The following is a 14,867-nucleotide window of genomic DNA, read 5'->3' on the forward strand; positions in this document are numbered from 1 at the left end:
CCACGGCATGATTTCTGTGCCCGAAACCCTTCCTGATGACCCCGCCGCGCTCAAGCAATTGCTCGCTGAGGTGTTGTCGTCGGCGCAGGAATTGGCCAAGGACAAGGATGGGCAGATCGAGCGCCTGCGCGAACAAAACGCGCTGTTGATCCAGCGCCTGTTCGGCCGTAAATCCGAGCAGAGCAGCGACCCGGATTCACCGCAGCTAGAGATGTTCAACGAAGCGGAAAGCCTGGCCGAAGCGGCGGCTGAAGCTCCGGCCGCTGAGGTCGAGGAAGAAGTCGTTGCGCCGACCAAGCGCCGCGGCAAGCGCAAGCCGTTACCGGCCGAACTACCGCGTGTCGAGGTCATCCACGAACTGCCCGAACACGAACTGACCTGCGAATGCGGTTGCCGCAAGCAGGCCATCGGCGAAGAAACCAGCGAGCAGCTGGAAATCATCCCGATGCAGGTTCAGGTGATCCGCCACATTCGCAAGACCTATGCCTGCAAGGCCTGCGAAAGCGCGCCGGTCACCGCTGACAAGCCGGCCCAACTGATCGAGAAAAGCCTGGCCAGCCCGAGCGTGCTGGCGATGCTGCTGACCAGCAAATACGCCGACGGCATCCCACTGTATCGCTTCGAAAAGATGCTCAGTCGCCATGGCATCGACATCCCCCGGCAGACCCTGGCGCGCTGGGTGATCCAGTGCGGCGAACTGCTACAACCGTTGCTCAACCTGATGCGCGACAGGCTGCTGGACAGTCCGGTGATCCACTGCGATGAAACCCGCGTGCAGGTGCTCAAGGAGCCTGGGCGCGATCCGAGCAGCCACTCCTGGATGTGGGTGCAGACCGGTGGCCCGCCTGGCAAACCGGTGATCCTCTTCGACTACACAACCAGCCGCGCGCAGGAGGTGCCGCTGCGCCTGCTCGACGGTTATCGCGGCTACCTGATGACCGACGATTACGCCGGCTACAACGCCGTGGCCGCACAACAAGGTGTTGAGCGCCTGGCCTGCTGGGCGCATGCGCGGCGCAAGTTCGTCGAAGCGCAAAAGGTGCAACCGAAGGGCAAAACCGGGCGTGCCGACATCGCGTTGGGGATGATCAACAAGCTCTACGGCATCGAGCGCGAACTTAAGGATGCCAGCGATGAACAGCGCTACCGGGGCCGCCAGCAGCACAGCCTACCGCTCCTCGATCAGCTCAAGACCTGGCTGGAGAAAACCCAGCCGCAGGTCACGGCGCAGAATGCCCTGGGCAAAGCAGTGAACTACCTGGCGAGCAACTGGAGCCGACTCGAACGCTACATCGAGGCTGGCCACCTGCCGATCGATAACAACGCTGCCGAGCGCGCGATCCGGCCCTTCGTCATAGGTCGCAAGAACTGGCTGTTCAGCGACACGCCGAAAGGCGCGACCGCCAGCGCCCAACTCTACAGCCTGGTGGAAACCGCCAAGACCAATGGCCAGGAGCCCTACGCCTGGCTGCGCCATGTCCTCGAACGCCTGCCGCTGGCCAACAGCGTTGAAGCCTACGAAGCGCTGCTGCCTTGGAACTGCCAACCAACGACGCCACTGTAAAACGCAAAACCTCTCCAGAGGGAGGTGGGGTCTATGGAGCGCTTACTTAAAATCTGGCTTCATATGCTCGATTACAGACAGGCTATCTACGTGCAGATAACTGCGGATAGTGTTTGTAATCAGCGCTCTATCGACTTCTGCACCTTGTAGCGTAGAGAAGGCTGTGAATCCGATAAAATCACGTAGCTTATTAATTGCCTTACCTTGCTTTCTGGTTAGCGGTTTAAATGTCAAATAACTACGAAAGGTACGCTGTGCAACGTCTGCCAATCCTTGTTCCTGTTGCTGCACCATGTACTGAGTAAGAATGCGAACAGCAGCAGCTACAAAGAGATAATCATCTTTCTTTTCTGTGTTGTAGCTGGCGAAGCGTTCAAGCTCTTCAAGATAAACCGACAGAGAGCGGCGCGCTGTTAACTTAATGTGAATACAGACTTGTTTAACAAATCGGCCTCTAGCTGCATTAGGTTGCTTGTGCTCATCTTGCGAAGATCAGACAAAGGAAGAGTATTATTATCAAGCTTGAATATGCGGTCAGCTATAACAAAACGGTTGGCCTTTCTGATGGGGTTGGCCTTGGCGTAGTCGGTGAGCTTGCTTCCCAAATATGTTTGAATCGTTGCAAAGACTTGCTTGTCTGAATCTTCCTTGGCGACTCGCCATTTTGGTAAGAGCTTGATACTACGGATGCTTAAGCCAGCACCTTTATAATACTTTGTACCCTGTACTTGGTTAGGAAGACTCCCGCCAATAAAAAGGTTTTGATGGTGTAGAAGACCTACAGAGCCATTACCAGATACGGGGGATATATGGCAAAGGTGAAATTTACTTTGCTTCTTGTCTGAGTCCCAGCCGTAGCACTTATAACGGCGATTGTAGATTTCAAACAGTTTTTCTAAGTCTACGTCTTGCAAGACTTCTACTGTGCCAGCTCTACGGCATTCCCGAGCATTCCATAACCAGTTGTCACTGTAAGGGATCTTCTCGATTCTTTTAGCTGCTGTCTTGTCACTGCGGGCTTTAGAACGGCAGGAAGGGCTGCAATAGTGCGTATTGCTGTAGCGGGTGGTAGGGTAGCTGGTGCTGCATGCTGAACAAGTGTAGATGCGTTCAAGCTTCTTCTTGTTTGTGTTTGTCTCGATGTTGGGCATAAGTAATTGCCTCCTGGGAATGATGAGTGCTGATAAAGCTGATAGGTAGATTGTTGAGGTGTGTGGGATTATTTACCCCTGTCTCATCAAGTAGCTTGAGGAACTGTTCTTCTGCTTTTCCTGTAATGGCTAAGCGCATTTTGATAACTCGGCGGCGGCAAAAACTGAGTGCAACACCTGATCTTTCCGATACGGTGCTGCCCCTATGTCTTATTCCGAACTCAGCGTTGAAGAGCGCGCCACTATTCAAATCGGTCATGCCCAAGGCTTTAGCCTGCGCAAGATTGCCCACCTGATCAACCGATCCCCCTCGACTATCAGTCGCGAGTTGCGCCGTAATCGAGAGGTCTGCGGTCGTTACTCGGCCCGTGCGGCGCAGCAGCAGATGAGAGCCCGGCGCCAAGTCTGCCGGCCCAAGCGAAAGCTGCTGCCCGGTAGTGAACGCTTCGAGTTGGTGACCCATATGCTGCGTGAGCGTTTGTCTCCCGAGCAGATTGCCGGCAAGCTGCGCAGCATGAACATACCCAGCCTCAGAGATGCCTACGTCTGTCGCGAGACGATCTATACCGCGATCTATGCCTTGCCGGTCGGCGAGCTGCGTAAGGAGCTGATTATCTGCCTGCGCCAAAGCAAGACGACGCGCAGGCCGCGCTCTGGCGGCGTGGATCGACGTGGCCAGCTCCCAGAGCTGGTCAGTATTCACGTGCGCCCGCCGGAGATTGAAGACCGCCTGATGCCGGGCCACTGGGAGGGCGACCTTATCAAGGGCAAGGCCAACGCCTCGTCGGTCGGCACCTTGGTAGAACGCACCAGTGGCTACCTGATGCTGATCAAGATGAACGATGCGACGGCGACCTCGGCGATGGAAGGTTTCAGCGCCGCACTCAATCGTATGCCGCTGGCGATGCGTAAGAGCATGACCTACGACCAGGGCCGGGAGATGGCGCGGCACGCCGAGATCACCCAGAGAACCGGCATAGCGATCTACTTCTGCGACCCACACAGCCCCTGGCAGCGCGGCAGCAACGAAAACATCAACGGCCTCATTCGCCAGTACCTGCCCAAGGGCACAGACTTGTCGGGACACAGCCAAGAACAGTTGGATGCCATTGCACTGCAACTGAATATGCGGCCGCGTAAGCGCTTCGACTTCAAGTGCCCGATCGAAGTCATGAGCGAAGTAATGCAAGAAGCCATGGCTATGCGGCATGATGCGCCAGCGTCAATTCAATAACCGTGTTGCACTCAGCTCCTGCAACCGCCCTCCTTAAATTGTTGGAAGTCGCATGTTTAAAGGGCTGGAGTGAGTTAAATGTACAAGTTTTAATACTAGCTATTGTTCAGCTTTTCAAACTCTGCTTTGAGGTCTTCTGTAACCAACCAATCTTCAAGCAACGAGTTGAGTAGAGTGGAAAAGGTGGGTTTTGATGACTCCATAGCTTCATAGCGTTCTACAAGGGTTCGATTCATCCTAAGTCGTACCATCTTTAATAGGCATTCTTCACCGTTGGCAAGATAATCACTCATTCTGTTCAATCTCCTCAAAGTGTTTTGTGATGATGGTGTTTAGAATTTCACTAACACTGCTGCCAGTGGCCAAAGCTTCACGTTGTAAAAAGAACAGATTGTCCAATTGCAAAAGAACTGTCTGTTTTTCGTATTCGCGGTCATTCAGATACAACGTCTTTCTCATTGTCTGAGTTCTCTTTAATGTCTATAAGTTCATTGACGTAACCGGATAGCAATTCATTCACTAAAAAGCTAAGGTCATTGTTATGGCGGGTAAAGCTTTTTGGTAAATCCAATTGTTGAATAACATCTACATTCAGGTGTAGTAGGAACGATTGGTATTGTTTTCGTGTACCATCTGGATAACGTCTACTCATTATTAAATCCTTATGAATTTAGGCCGTAAAAGGCCGTTAGCCTAATGTGACTATGGTTGTATTGGTTTTGGGGTGATCGTTGAAAAGAGGGGGTAAAAACTTAACAAACAATTGTTTATTGATTGGCTTCTACTGTCTCTTCCTGCGTGTCTTTGTTAATGCTGTCTAGAAAGCTCTGTAATGCTTCCAGTGAAGCGTTGTCGTTGGTGCTATAGGCTAGGATGGTGAAGGTATCAATTAGTGCTCTACGCTTACGGAAGCGCCTTGCGCGCTCTGTACTTCCTTTGGGCTGGTCTACGGTCTTACGTCCCATATTGTTGTTCCTCTGATTTTTGGTTGATTTTATGTTTAGGGTTGGGGTGTCGGCCTTCCTTTAACTCTGCACGACAGAAAGCATTAAATTCTTCTGGTGGCATGTCGGGGAAGAGTTTGTTTTTCAAGCGATGGTGTGGAACGTGGCAAGTGCTGTGAAGTATCGTGTGACTTCGCTTTGTCTCTATATCATGCCCGCAGAATAAACACGGGCGCAGGATGATGCGCATTAAGAACTCCTTAATGAGTTGGGTTTAGGTAAGTGTTTCTGAGAATTGGCAAACAAAAAGCTCAACACATATTCCAGCCCTTGTGCCTGAAATAACCCAAATAGGAATATGTGTGAGCCATAACAAAGCTTTGTACAAAGCTTTGGTTTAAAGTGCTGGTGCTGGAGAAGAAGGCCAGCAGTCAGCGGGGGTTGTCAGTGCTTTTGATGCAGTCGAGGTAAACCGCACACTGACATTTGCAAGAAATAGAACAATGAGAAGCAGCGATTTGGAGCGAGAGAACAGAGAACAACAAAACTCACCGGAGTGAGTTGGTATTAGCAGAGGAGGAGGTAGCTAATTCGGGTTGAGAGGTTTATATAAAAACTCTCATTTACTATTACCACTCTATCAGTAAAAGTGGATTTTTGTCAATCTATTTATGAAGCTTTGTCAAGCTATTTTTGATTTATTTTTTAATCTAGTACGCTGAATGCTCTACAGTCCCCATGTTTACTGCTGTTGCGATTGCATGGTTTTCAAAAACAGGGAGAAGCATTCTAAACTATTCTAAAAAACTGTCAAGCTTTTTCTTGCTTTTCTGCAAAATCTATGATCTTTCCTGTAATTCCTTAGTAAAAGCAGCCCTAGAAAGCGAGGAAAGCGAGCTAGGTGCTTAGAGCTACTGGCGTACCTTTAAACAGAGAAAACGATTCTACGGGCCTATTTCGCAGCCGAACGAAGGCTTTGAGGGCTACTGCCGTGGGTGTGATGGTGCTGGTCAGAAGTCGAATGAAAGCAGGCTGATAGCTTCAAGTTTTTGTCGGAGGCTGGCACCTGCGCTGTATACGTCAAACGTGATTGACCCTCTCTTATGACCCACGATACTGGTTATCGCCAGTGGGCTAACCCCAGCCTGCTCAAGCTGTGTGATTACCGTCCCTCGGAATGAGTGGAAAACATGCAGGTCTGTAAATTTCTGTTCGCGCTTCAGCTTGGTGAATCTCTGTTGCACTGCATTCAGTCGCTTGCCGGCCTTGTCCTGCTTACCTGCGAATAGGTACCCGTCTTCAGTCGCTTCTAGTCGGCGCTGGTAAGTGGGCAGTAAATCAGGATGGATGGGGATAGTCCTAATACCGTAAGCGCTCCATAAACCTCATCTACAAATGATCCGCAGGCCAGCCAATGCTGAGCTCCAATTTCTTTCTGGAGCCAGCCGTCATGATGCGCCCCGACGCCAAAGTCGAAAAAGTCTATCTATACCCCAAGCCGGTGGATTTCCGAAAATCCATCGATGGCCTGGCCGCCCTGGTCGAGCTGGATATCAAGGTGGCGGTGTTCGACCCGGTGCTGTTCGTCTTCCTCAACCGCGCGCGCAGCCGGGTGAAGATTTTGTATTGGGAGCGCAACGGCTTTTGCCTGTGGCTCAAGCGATTGGAGGCTGAACGCTTCAAGTCGCATCCGGAACCTGGCGAAGATGCGATCGTGCTGACGGCCCAGGAGTTGAACTGGTTGTTGGACGGTATCGACCTGTGGCGCAACCGGCCGCACCAGGTTTTGACCCCTAGGTTCGTCACCTGAGCCGGTATAATCCACGGCATGATTTCTGTGCCCGAAACCCTTCCTGATGACCCCGCCGCGCTCAAGCAATTGCTCGCTGAGGTGTTGTCGTCGGCGCAGGAATTGGCCAAGGACAAGGATGGGCAGATCGAGCGCCTGCGCGAACAAAACGCGCTGTTGATCCAGCGCCTGTTCGGCCGTAAATCCGAGCAGAGCAGCGACCCGGATTCACCGCAGCTAGAGATGTTCAACGAAGCGGAAAGCCTGGCCGAAGCGGCGGCTGAAGCTCCGGCCGCTGAGGTCGAGGAAGAAGTCGTTGCGCCGACCAAGCGCCGCGGCAAGCGCAAGCCGTTACCGGCCGAACTACCGCGTGTCGAGGTCATCCACGAACTGCCCGAACACGAACTGACCTGCGAATGCGGTTGCCGCAAGCAGGCCATCGGCGAAGAAACCAGCGAGCAGCTGGAAATCATCCCGATGCAGGTTCAGGTGATCCGCCACATTCGCAAGACCTATGCCTGCAAGGCCTGCGAAAGCGCGCCGGTCACCGCTGACAAACCGGCCCAACTGATCGAGAAAAGCCTGGCCAGCCCGAGCGTGCTGGCGATGCTGCTGACCAGCAAATACGCCGACGGCATCCCACTGTATCGCTTCGAAAAGATGCTCAGTCGCCATGGCATCGACATCCCCCGGCAGACCCTGGCGCGCTGGGTGATCCAGTGCGGCGAACTGCTACAACCGTTGCTCAACCTGATGCGCGACAGGCTGCTGGACAGTCCGGTGATCCACTGCGATGAAACCCGCGTGCAGGTGCTCAAGGAGCCTGGGCGCGATCCGAGCAGCCACTCCTGGATGTGGGTGCAGACCGGTGGCCCGCCTGGCAAACCGGTGATCCTCTTCGACTACACAACCAGCCGCGCGCAGGAGGTGCCGCTGCGCCTGCTCGACGGTTATCGCGGCTACCTGATGACCGACGATTACGCCGGCTACAACGCCGTGGCCGCACAACAAGGTGTTGAACGCCTGGCCTGCTGGGCGCATGCGCGGCGCAAGTTCGTCGAAGCGCAAAAGGTGCAACCGAAGGGCAAAACCGGGCGTGCCGACATCGCGTTGGGGATGATCAACAAGCTCTACGGCATCGAGCGCGAACTTAAGGATGCCAGCGATGAACAGCGCTACCGGGGCCGCCAGCAGCACAGCCTACCGCTCCTCGATCAGCTCAAGACCTGGCTGGAGAAAACCCAGCCGCAGGTCACGGCGCAGAATGCCCTGGGCAAAGCAGTGAACTACCTGGCGAGCAACTGGAGCCGACTCGAACGCTACATCGAGGCTGGCCACCTGCCGATCGATAACAACGCTGCCGAGCGCGCGATCCGGCCCTTCGTCATAGGTCGCAAGAACTGGCTGTTCAGCGACACGCCGAAAGGCGCGACCGCCAGCGCCCAACTCTACAGCCTGGTGGAAACCGCCAAGACCAATGGCCAGGAGCCCTACGCCTGGTTGCGCCATGTCCTCGAACGCCTGCCGCTGGCCAACAGCGTTGAAGCCTACGAAGCGCTGCTGCCTTGGAACTGCCAACCAACGACGCCACTGTAAAACGCAAAACCTCTCCAGAGGGAGGTGGGGTCTATGGAGCGCTTACCTAATACCCGCCGCTGTCTTGCTGTCCTCGACCTTGAAGGCTGCCGGCTGATCCTTCTCAAATATGGTGGTGCTGGTGCTGATACGGCCTATCTCCTCGATCCTGCACCCGGTGTAGCAGGCAAACTTGATCAGGTCTGCTAGGTCTTGGTCATTCTTGGATAGGGCGGCTGTGTGAAGCTGTACCACTTCTGCCGGTGTGTATGGCGTCCATGATTCGCCCCCGGCCTTACCTACTCGGGCGTGTTCGTGATCGTCATAGGGGCTAGCCAGCCCTTTAAACTGATCCCGGTAGGTGCCTGCTGTCTTGGTGGCCCACTTATGGAATTTGCGCAACGCCCACAGATGACCTTGTCGGGTTTGCCGCTTGTCGCTGATCGTGTCGAGGTAGTCGGCTACGGTGTCGTAATCCAGCGGCTTGCCTTCAGCTGTCAGGTAGGCAGAGAAAGCCTTTAGTTTGCTCATCACCATAGATATGGTGCGGGCGTTGTCGGTCTGGGTTTGCTGATACTGCTCAAAGGCTTTTAGAGCGCTGCTACTGATTGGAGACTTTGGCTTGTAGCTGGCTGGATTTGCGAGGATTCCAGAAAGCTCAGCTTTATCAGATTGAGAGAGTTGGTAATCCTTCAGAACAGAGCTTTCCTGTGCTTCTCTACTGGTCTCAGCAAAGGCATTAATCAAGCCCAGTTGCTCAGCTAGCGTACCGCCTTCAAGGTTATGGCTAAACGTCTCCCCATCGCCTGAAATGACCATGCCGCTTTCATATTCAGTTGCTGAGGGTGGTAGAGGGCGAGTGCCGACAACGTCTAGGACAGCACTGTCAGCAAAGGTTGCTAGTGAACTGTCTGTAAAATTCGTTAATCCAATGCCGGGCCAGTATACTGCGCGCTCTATCGTCATGAATTGAGCTCCCATATGGCCCGGCCAGCAGCCCCATTCTTCTTGAGTCCCAGTGATGCCGACATGCTGCAAGGCTGGTTACGCATGGGATCGCTGCCTCAGAGCATCGGCCAGCGGGCCAGAATTCTGTTGCTGCTGGCCAACGGTCTCACGCCCAAGGAGATCAGCGAGCAGCTGCAAGTCTCTGCGCCAGTGGTCTTCAAATGGCGTAAACGCTACCAGGAGACCGGTCTGGAGGGGCTGAGTGACCTGCGGCGCAGTGGAGCGCCTCGCAAGCTCAACGAAGCGAAGATCAAGGAAATCCTGACGCTGACGACCCAGCGAGTACCGCGCGAAGCTACCCACTGGAGCCTACGGTTGATGGCCAAGTACGCTGGGGTCAGCATCTGGCAGGTCGCACAGGTGTGGGCTGCTGCCGACCTCAAGCCGCACCGGTTGAAAACCTTCAAGATCAGTAACGACCCGCACTTTGCAGACAAAGTGGTCGATGTCGTCGGGCTCTATTTGAATCCGCCCGACAACGCCCTGGTGCTATCTGTTGACGAAAAAACACAGATCCAGGCGCTGGACCGCACACAGCCCATGCTGCCGCTCAAGCCCGGGCAGATTGAGCGGCGGACGCATGACTATAAGCGCCACGGTACGGCCAGTCTGTACGCAGACTTTGACATCCTGACGGGTAAGGTCATCGGCCGTATCACCCAGCGGCACAGGGCCAAGGAGTTTTTGGAGTTCCTTCGACAGATCGACCGCAGCACTCCCGCCGAGCTGGACCTGCATGTAATTCTGGACAACAGCTCGACTCACAAGACCGCTGCCGTCAGGGAATGGCTGGAGAAGCATCCCCGTTTCAAGCTGCACTTCACACCGACCAGCGCCTCGTGGCTGAACGCCGTGGAGGGCTGGTTTGCGCAACTGGAAAGACGGGCGCTTTATCGTGATGCCTTCAGCAGCGTGGCTGACCTGAGAGCGGCGATACGTCGCTTCATTGAGGCTCATAACGAACATTCGGCTAAGCCGTTCCGCTGGAGCAAAACGGCTGAGTCGATTATCAGCTCCGTGCATCGAGCAAAGCTGGCTGTAATTCGGAATGAGTTATTGGATTAACCAGACAGGCCACTAGAGACTTGCTGTAATTGAATGATTGTTCTCGCCATTCATCACCACGCTTTAGCTATTGCTCGGAACTCAGCTTTCCATTGCGCTGTCAGCCGTGAGGCCAGTTCTCTGGCTGGAATCTTGTCACCTGTGCGCAGTGACTTAGATAGGATTCTGCGATTGCCGTAATGGGCGCGAAGGTCGACCGGAACGTCTAGGCGAAAATGCCAAGTAGTGCCACGTTGAATTAAGTGATTAGCTGGCATAATGACACTATAAAGGGCAGATTCTACACAGTGATTCTACCCAAAATTTCTACCCAAATTACAGCAAAACCCCTGACAGGCCCGCATTTGCTGGGCTGGAGGTGCTAACGTGTACAAGCTGTGTTTTTATGTGCCTGAAACTCATCTGGATGCCGTGAAAAGCGCGGTATTCAGTGCCGGTGGCGGACGTATTGGCCATTATGATCAGTGTTGTTGGCAAGCCCTGGGGCAGGGCCAGTTCCGTGCTCTGGAAGGTAGCCAGCCATTTATTGGTCAGCCTGGACAGGTCGAACAAGTGGCGGAGTGGAAAGTCGAGATGGTGGTGGCTGACGAGCTGATTCATGACGCGGTCAAGGCCATGAAGAAGCAGCATCCTTATGAGACGCCAGCTTTTGAAGTGTGGCGGCTGTAAGATATCCAGTTCTAGCTCATAAGAAGGCGCCTCTAAGGCGCCTTTTTTATGTCGGTCGATCAGGGTCTGATTTCGATCAGCGTGCCATCTTTGACCAAGGCCCAGATTTCTCGCATGTCGGTGTTTTTCATGGCTATGCAGCCTTCGGTCCAGTCCAGGGTGTGGAAGAACCATTCGGGGTATTCCTCGTCCAGCGGCGTGCCGTGGATCATGATCATGCCGCCGGCCGACACGCCCTTGGCGCGGGCTTGCGCCTGGTCGCGGGCGTTGGGGTAGGAGATGTGCATCGACAGGTTGTACTTGTCGCTGGTCTTGCGCCAGTCGATCCAGTAGAAGCCTTCCGGGGTGCGCAGGTCGCCTTCGCGTTGCTTCGCCCCTTCAGGCTGTTTGCCCAGCGATACGCGGTAGGACTTGAGGGTATTGCCGCGGCTGATCAGGTGCAGCTTGCGTTCGGACTTGACCACCAGCACTTTGTCGATGGTTTTGCCGTTAAGGGTCGGGGTGGTGTTGGCGTGGCCAGTCAGGGCAACGGTCAGGCAGAGTAGGGCGAACAACCAGCGCATCGTAATTCCCATGGATCAAAAGGCTTTCTTGTAATGTGCGCGCAAGGCTTCGAGCGGCTCGTTGCGGACCGGAAAGTGCTGTTGCACGCGGTCGGCGAAGTAGCATTCTAAGGTACGCCCGATGGTCGGGAAAGCCAGTTCTGACCAGGGGATGTCCTGTTCGTGAAATAGCTGAACCTCAAGGCTCTCTTCGCCCGGGGCAAAGTCCAGGTCGATCAGCTCCGCGCGAAACAACATATACACCTGATTGATGTGCGGCAGGTCGAACAGGGTATAGAGGCTCAGACTGCGCACTCGCGCGCAGGCTTCTTCGTGGGTTTCGCGGGCGGCGGCCTGTTCCAGGGTTTCGCCGTTCTCCATAAAGCCTGCTGGCAGGGTCCAGTAGCCACGCCGTGGCTCGATGGCGCGGCGGCACAGCAGCACCTGTTCGCCCCACACCGGCAGGCAGCCGGCGATGATTCGCGGGTTTTGATAATGCACGGTCTGACACTGCGCGCAGACGTGGCGCAGGCGGTTGTCACCCTGCGGGATGATGTGGGTGATCGCGCCACCACAGTTGCTACAGAACTTCATGCCAGACCCTCGCTGCGTGTTGGTTATCTTGGCGCGCATCTCAGCTGCTCGGCAAGCGGCCTGGCAGGCTGAGTTGCCGAGTGTCAGGATGACTGCAGTCGTGGTTCGGGGCTTGGGCCGTGCGCTGCTTTCGTGCCATGATCGAACGCAGAACAAAAGACTGAGAATCCCCATGCTGGACGAGTTGCTCCATCGCATGCGTGGCTATAGCCCGCACATTCTGCAGACCGACAAGCGTTACCCTGAGGCCGCAGTGCTGGTGCCCATCACCCGCAGTGATGAGCCGGAAGTGGTGCTGACCTTGCGCGCCAGCGGTTTGTCCACCCACGGTGGTGAGGTGGCGTTTCCCGGTGGTCGGCGTGACCCGGAAGATGCCGATCTGATCGAGACTGCTTTGCGCGAGGCGGAAGAGGAAATCGGTTTGCCGCCTGGGCTGGTCGAGGTAGTCGGGCCGCTCAGCACGCTGGTATCGCGCCACGGTATTCAGGTCACCCCTTATGTCGGTGTGGTGCCGGATTTTGTCGAGTACAAACCCAACGACGGTGAGATTGCCGCTGTATTTGCCGTGCCGCTGGCGTTCTTTCGCGACGACCCGCGGGAAACCACCCATCGTATCGATTACCTCGGGCGTAGCTGGTATGTGCCGAGTTACCGTTATGGCGAATATAAAATCTGGGGGCTAACGGCGATCATGTTGGTCGAGTTGGTCAACCTGGTGTTCGATGATGTGCATATCGATATGCACCAGCCGCCCGAGCACTTTATCAAGCTCACCTGAGCCTATGAGGAAGCATCCATGAAATACCGCCTGGGTTCGTCCCACGTCGAGGCCCATGCCGACAGCTGGGTTGCACCGAATGCCACGCTGGTCGGCAAGGTCAGGCTGGAGCCGGGTGCCAGCGTGTGGTTCAACGCTGTGCTGCGTGGCGACAACGAGCTGATTCATATCGGCGAGAACAGCAACGTACAGGACGGCACGGTGATGCACACCGACATGGGCTTTCCGCTGTCCATCGGCACTGGCGTGACCATCGGCCACAACGCCATGCTGCATGGCTGCTCGGTGGGTGATTACAGCCTGATCGGCATCAATGCGGTGATCCTGAATGGTGCGAAAATCGGCAAGTACTGCATCATCGGCGCCAATAGCCTGATCGGTGAAGGTAAGGAAATTCCCGATGGCTCGCTGGTCATGGGCTCGCCCGGCAAGGTGGTGCGCGAACTGACCGAGCCGCAGAAGAAGATGCTCGAAGCCAGCGCCGCCCATTACGTGCACAACGCCCAGCGCTATGCCCGTGATCTGCAGGAGCAGGACGGCTGATGCAATCGCAGGAACGTCCCGTCGCCTCGCCCTGCGTGCATGTCTGCGCGCTGGACGATGAAGATATCTGCATCGGTTGCCAGCGTACGGTCGCCGAAATTACCCGCTGGAGCCTGATGGAAAACAGCGAGCGCCGTGAGGTGCTGATGCGCTGTCATGAACGGGCCAAGGCTAAAGGCATTCTGCTGTAACTTTCTTGATCAGTTTGAGGATTCACCATGCCCCGTATCGGAACCCCTTTGTCGCCGAGCGCGACCCGCGTGCTGTTGTGTGGCTCTGGCGAGCTGGGCAAGGAGGTGGTGATCGAACTGCAGCGCCTCGGTGTTGAGGTAATCGCCGTGGACCGCTACGCGAATGCGCCGGCCATGCAGGTGGCGCACCGCAGCCATGTGATCAACATGCTCGATGGTGCCGCCCTGCGTGCAGTGATCGAGCTGGAACAGCCGCACTACATCGTCCCGGAAATCGAGGCGATTGCCACTGCGACCCTGGTCGAGTTGGAAAATGAAGGTTTCACCGTCATCCCCAGCGCCCGCGCTGCACAGCTGACCATGAACCGCGAAGGCATCCGCCGTCTGGCCGCCGAAGAGCTGGGGCTGCCGACCTCGCCCTATCAGTTTGCCGACTCATTCGAAGAGTGTCGCGTGGCGGTGGAGAGCATCGGCTTTCCCTGTCTGATTAAACCGATCATGAGTTCTTCCGGCAAAGGCCAGTCGGTGCTGAAAAGCCTGGATGATCTGCAGGCCGCCTGGGACTACGCCCAGGCCGGTGGCCGCGCCGGAAAAGGGCGGGTGATCGTCGAGGGCTTTATCGATTTCGATTATGAAATCGCGTTACTTACTGTGCGCCACAGTGGCGGCACCACTTTCTGCGCGCCGGTCGGTCATCGGCAGGTCAAGGGCGATTACCAGGAGTCCTGGCAGCCGCAGCCGATGAGCGCCAAAGCTCAGGCCGAAGCCGAGCGTATCGCTCTGGCGGTTACCGGATCGCTGGGTGGGCGTGGGCTGTTTGGAGTTGAGCTGTTCGTCAAAGGTGATCAGGTGTGGTTCTGCGAAATTTCGCCGCGCCCGCACGACACCGGCCTGGTTGCCCTGATTTCCCAGGATCTGTCCGAATTTGCCCTGCATGCGCGGGCGATTCTCGGTTTGCCGATTCCGGCCATTCGTCAGTTCGGCCCATCGGCTTCTGCGGTGATCTTGGTTGAGGGGGAGTCGCAGCGCGTCAGCTTCGGCAGCCTCGGTGCGGCACTGGCCGAGCCGGATACTGCTCTGCGCCTGTTCGGTAAGCCGGAGGTCAGCGGCCAGCGCCGTATGGGCGTGGCGCTGGCGCGAGATGAGTCGTTACAAGCGGCGCGCGCAAAGGCTGCGCGTGCGGCGCAGGCGGTCAAGGTCGAGCTGTGAGTGCGTTGCGC

The 14,867-nt window shown here is 55.7% G+C and carries 20 protein-coding genes; 10 read left to right on the forward strand and 10 right to left on the reverse strand.

Annotated elements, in window-relative coordinates; all coding sequences use genetic code 11:
• Positions 1 to 7: 7 nt before the first annotated feature.
• Positions 8 to 1,564, forward strand: coding sequence for an IS66 family transposase (gene tnpC / locus BLW24_RS24665; protein ID WP_090375474.1), 1,557 nt, complete (start codon positions 8 to 10; stop codon positions 1,562 to 1,564).
• Positions 1,565 to 1,977: 413 nt separating this feature from the next.
• Here tnpC (BLW24_RS24665) and BLW24_RS24670 read toward each other — a convergent pair whose 3' ends face one another.
• The gene (locus tag BLW24_RS24670) at positions 1,978 to 2,715 is read right to left on the reverse strand and encodes a hypothetical protein (protein WP_139272754.1); all 738 of its coding nucleotides are present in this window, start codon (positions 2,713 to 2,715) and stop codon (positions 1,978 to 1,980) included.
• 205 nt (positions 2,716 to 2,920) lie between these two features.
• Between BLW24_RS24670 and BLW24_RS24680 the strand changes: the two genes are divergently transcribed.
• On the forward strand, positions 2,921 to 3,949 hold the full coding sequence (locus tag BLW24_RS24680; protein WP_090375993.1) for an IS30 family transposase: 1,029 nt from the start codon (positions 2,921 to 2,923) through the stop codon (positions 3,947 to 3,949).
• 95 nt (positions 3,950 to 4,044) lie between these two features.
• On the opposite strand, the gene BLW24_RS24685 is transcribed toward BLW24_RS24680, so the two are convergent.
• The 5 genes from BLW24_RS24685 to BLW24_RS24695 all read right to left on the reverse strand — a co-directional run bounded on the left by BLW24_RS24685 (position 4,045) and on the right by BLW24_RS24695 (position 6,257).
• Entirely contained in the window at positions 4,045 to 4,242 is a 198-nt protein-coding gene (locus BLW24_RS24685) for a hypothetical protein (protein ID WP_090387888.1), read from the reverse strand.
• A 140-nt stretch (positions 4,243 to 4,382) separates the two neighbouring features.
• Positions 4,383 to 4,601 carry a hypothetical protein gene (locus tag BLW24_RS25835; RefSeq protein ID WP_139272756.1) on the reverse strand — a complete coding sequence of 73 codons (219 nt, stop codon included), beginning with the start codon at positions 4,599 to 4,601 and terminating at the stop codon, positions 4,383 to 4,385.
• A gap of 115 nt (positions 4,602 to 4,716) precedes the next feature.
• Entirely contained in the window at positions 4,717 to 4,914 is a 198-nt protein-coding gene (locus BLW24_RS24690; protein WP_090387889.1) for a hypothetical protein, read from the reverse strand.
• On the reverse strand, positions 4,904 to 5,143 hold the full coding sequence (locus BLW24_RS25840) for a hypothetical protein (protein ID WP_139272623.1): 240 nt from the start codon (positions 5,141 to 5,143) through the stop codon (positions 4,904 to 4,906). The genes BLW24_RS24690 and BLW24_RS25840 overlap by 11 nt, the downstream gene beginning before the upstream one ends.
• Positions 5,144 to 5,903: 760 nt before the next feature.
• Positions 5,904 to 6,257, reverse strand: coding sequence for a tyrosine-type recombinase/integrase (locus BLW24_RS24695; RefSeq protein WP_090387890.1), 354 nt, complete (start codon positions 6,255 to 6,257; stop codon positions 5,904 to 5,906).
• Positions 6,258 to 6,307: 50 nt separating this feature from the next.
• Here BLW24_RS24695 and tnpB point away from each other — a divergent pair, with 50 nt between their 5' ends.
• Positions 6,308 to 6,703: an IS66 family insertion sequence element accessory protein TnpB gene (gene tnpB, locus BLW24_RS24700; RefSeq protein WP_244161054.1), complete on the forward strand. Its 396-nt coding sequence runs from the start codon at positions 6,308 to 6,310 to the stop codon at positions 6,701 to 6,703.
• Between the two features lie 18 nt (positions 6,704 to 6,721).
• On the forward strand, positions 6,722 to 8,278 hold the full coding sequence (gene tnpC / locus BLW24_RS24705) for an IS66 family transposase (protein ID WP_090375474.1): 1,557 nt from the start codon (positions 6,722 to 6,724) through the stop codon (positions 8,276 to 8,278).
• A 42-nt stretch (positions 8,279 to 8,320) separates the two neighbouring features.
• Here the strand turns inward: tnpC (BLW24_RS24705) and BLW24_RS24710 are convergent, their stop codons facing one another.
• Positions 8,321 to 9,223: a site-specific integrase gene (locus BLW24_RS24710; RefSeq protein ID WP_139272757.1), complete on the reverse strand. Its 903-nt coding sequence runs from the start codon at positions 9,221 to 9,223 to the stop codon at positions 8,321 to 8,323.
• 15 nt (positions 9,224 to 9,238) lie between these two features.
• Between BLW24_RS24710 and BLW24_RS24715 the strand changes: the two genes are divergently transcribed.
• Complete coding sequence (locus tag BLW24_RS24715; protein ID WP_090376034.1) at positions 9,239 to 10,330, forward strand: IS630 family transposase; 1,092 nt, start codon at positions 9,239 to 9,241, stop codon at positions 10,328 to 10,330.
• A gap of 53 nt (positions 10,331 to 10,383) precedes the next feature.
• On the opposite strand, the gene BLW24_RS27345 is transcribed toward BLW24_RS24715, so the two are convergent.
• Positions 10,384 to 10,587: a DUF6538 domain-containing protein gene (locus tag BLW24_RS27345; RefSeq protein WP_420875050.1), complete on the reverse strand. Its 204-nt coding sequence runs from the start codon at positions 10,585 to 10,587 to the stop codon at positions 10,384 to 10,386.
• A gap of 109 nt (positions 10,588 to 10,696) precedes the next feature.
• On the opposite strand from BLW24_RS27345, the gene BLW24_RS24720 reads away from it, so the two are divergent.
• Entirely contained in the window at positions 10,697 to 10,999 is a 303-nt protein-coding gene (locus BLW24_RS24720; RefSeq protein WP_090387892.1) for a YqfO family protein, read from the forward strand.
• Between the two features lie 59 nt (positions 11,000 to 11,058).
• Here BLW24_RS24720 and BLW24_RS24725 read toward each other — a convergent pair whose 3' ends face one another.
• Positions 11,059 to 11,562: a L,D-transpeptidase family protein gene (locus BLW24_RS24725; protein WP_090387893.1), complete on the reverse strand. Its 504-nt coding sequence runs from the start codon at positions 11,560 to 11,562 to the stop codon at positions 11,059 to 11,061.
• 15 nt (positions 11,563 to 11,577) lie between these two features.
• Positions 11,578 to 12,135, reverse strand: coding sequence for an NUDIX hydrolase (locus BLW24_RS24730; RefSeq protein ID WP_090387894.1), 558 nt, complete (start codon positions 12,133 to 12,135; stop codon positions 11,578 to 11,580).
• A 172-nt stretch (positions 12,136 to 12,307) separates the two neighbouring features.
• On the opposite strand from BLW24_RS24730, the gene BLW24_RS24735 reads away from it, so the two are divergent.
• Genes BLW24_RS24735 through purT form a run of 4 tightly spaced genes read left to right on the forward strand, consistent with a single transcriptional unit; the run spans position 12,308 to position 14,856 of the window.
• Positions 12,308 to 12,913: a CoA pyrophosphatase gene (locus BLW24_RS24735; protein ID WP_090387895.1), complete on the forward strand. Its 606-nt coding sequence runs from the start codon at positions 12,308 to 12,310 to the stop codon at positions 12,911 to 12,913.
• An 18-nt stretch (positions 12,914 to 12,931) separates the two neighbouring features.
• Positions 12,932 to 13,456 carry a gamma carbonic anhydrase family protein gene (locus BLW24_RS24740; RefSeq protein ID WP_090387896.1) on the forward strand — a complete coding sequence of 175 codons (525 nt, stop codon included), beginning with the start codon at positions 12,932 to 12,934 and terminating at the stop codon, positions 13,454 to 13,456.
• Entirely contained in the window at positions 13,456 to 13,647 is a 192-nt protein-coding gene (locus tag BLW24_RS24745) for a DUF1289 domain-containing protein (protein ID WP_090387897.1), read from the forward strand. Before BLW24_RS24740 ends, BLW24_RS24745 begins: the two co-directional genes overlap by 1 nt.
• A gap of 27 nt (positions 13,648 to 13,674) precedes the next feature.
• On the forward strand, positions 13,675 to 14,856 hold the full coding sequence (purT, locus tag BLW24_RS24750) for a formate-dependent phosphoribosylglycinamide formyltransferase (protein ID WP_090387898.1): 1,182 nt from the start codon (positions 13,675 to 13,677) through the stop codon (positions 14,854 to 14,856).
• The last annotated feature ends 11 nt before the right edge of the window (positions 14,857 to 14,867 follow it).

The organism is Pseudomonas anguilliseptica, assembly GCF_900105355.1.
Lineage (GTDB): Bacteria > Pseudomonadota > Gammaproteobacteria > Pseudomonadales > Pseudomonadaceae > Aquipseudomonas > Aquipseudomonas anguilliseptica.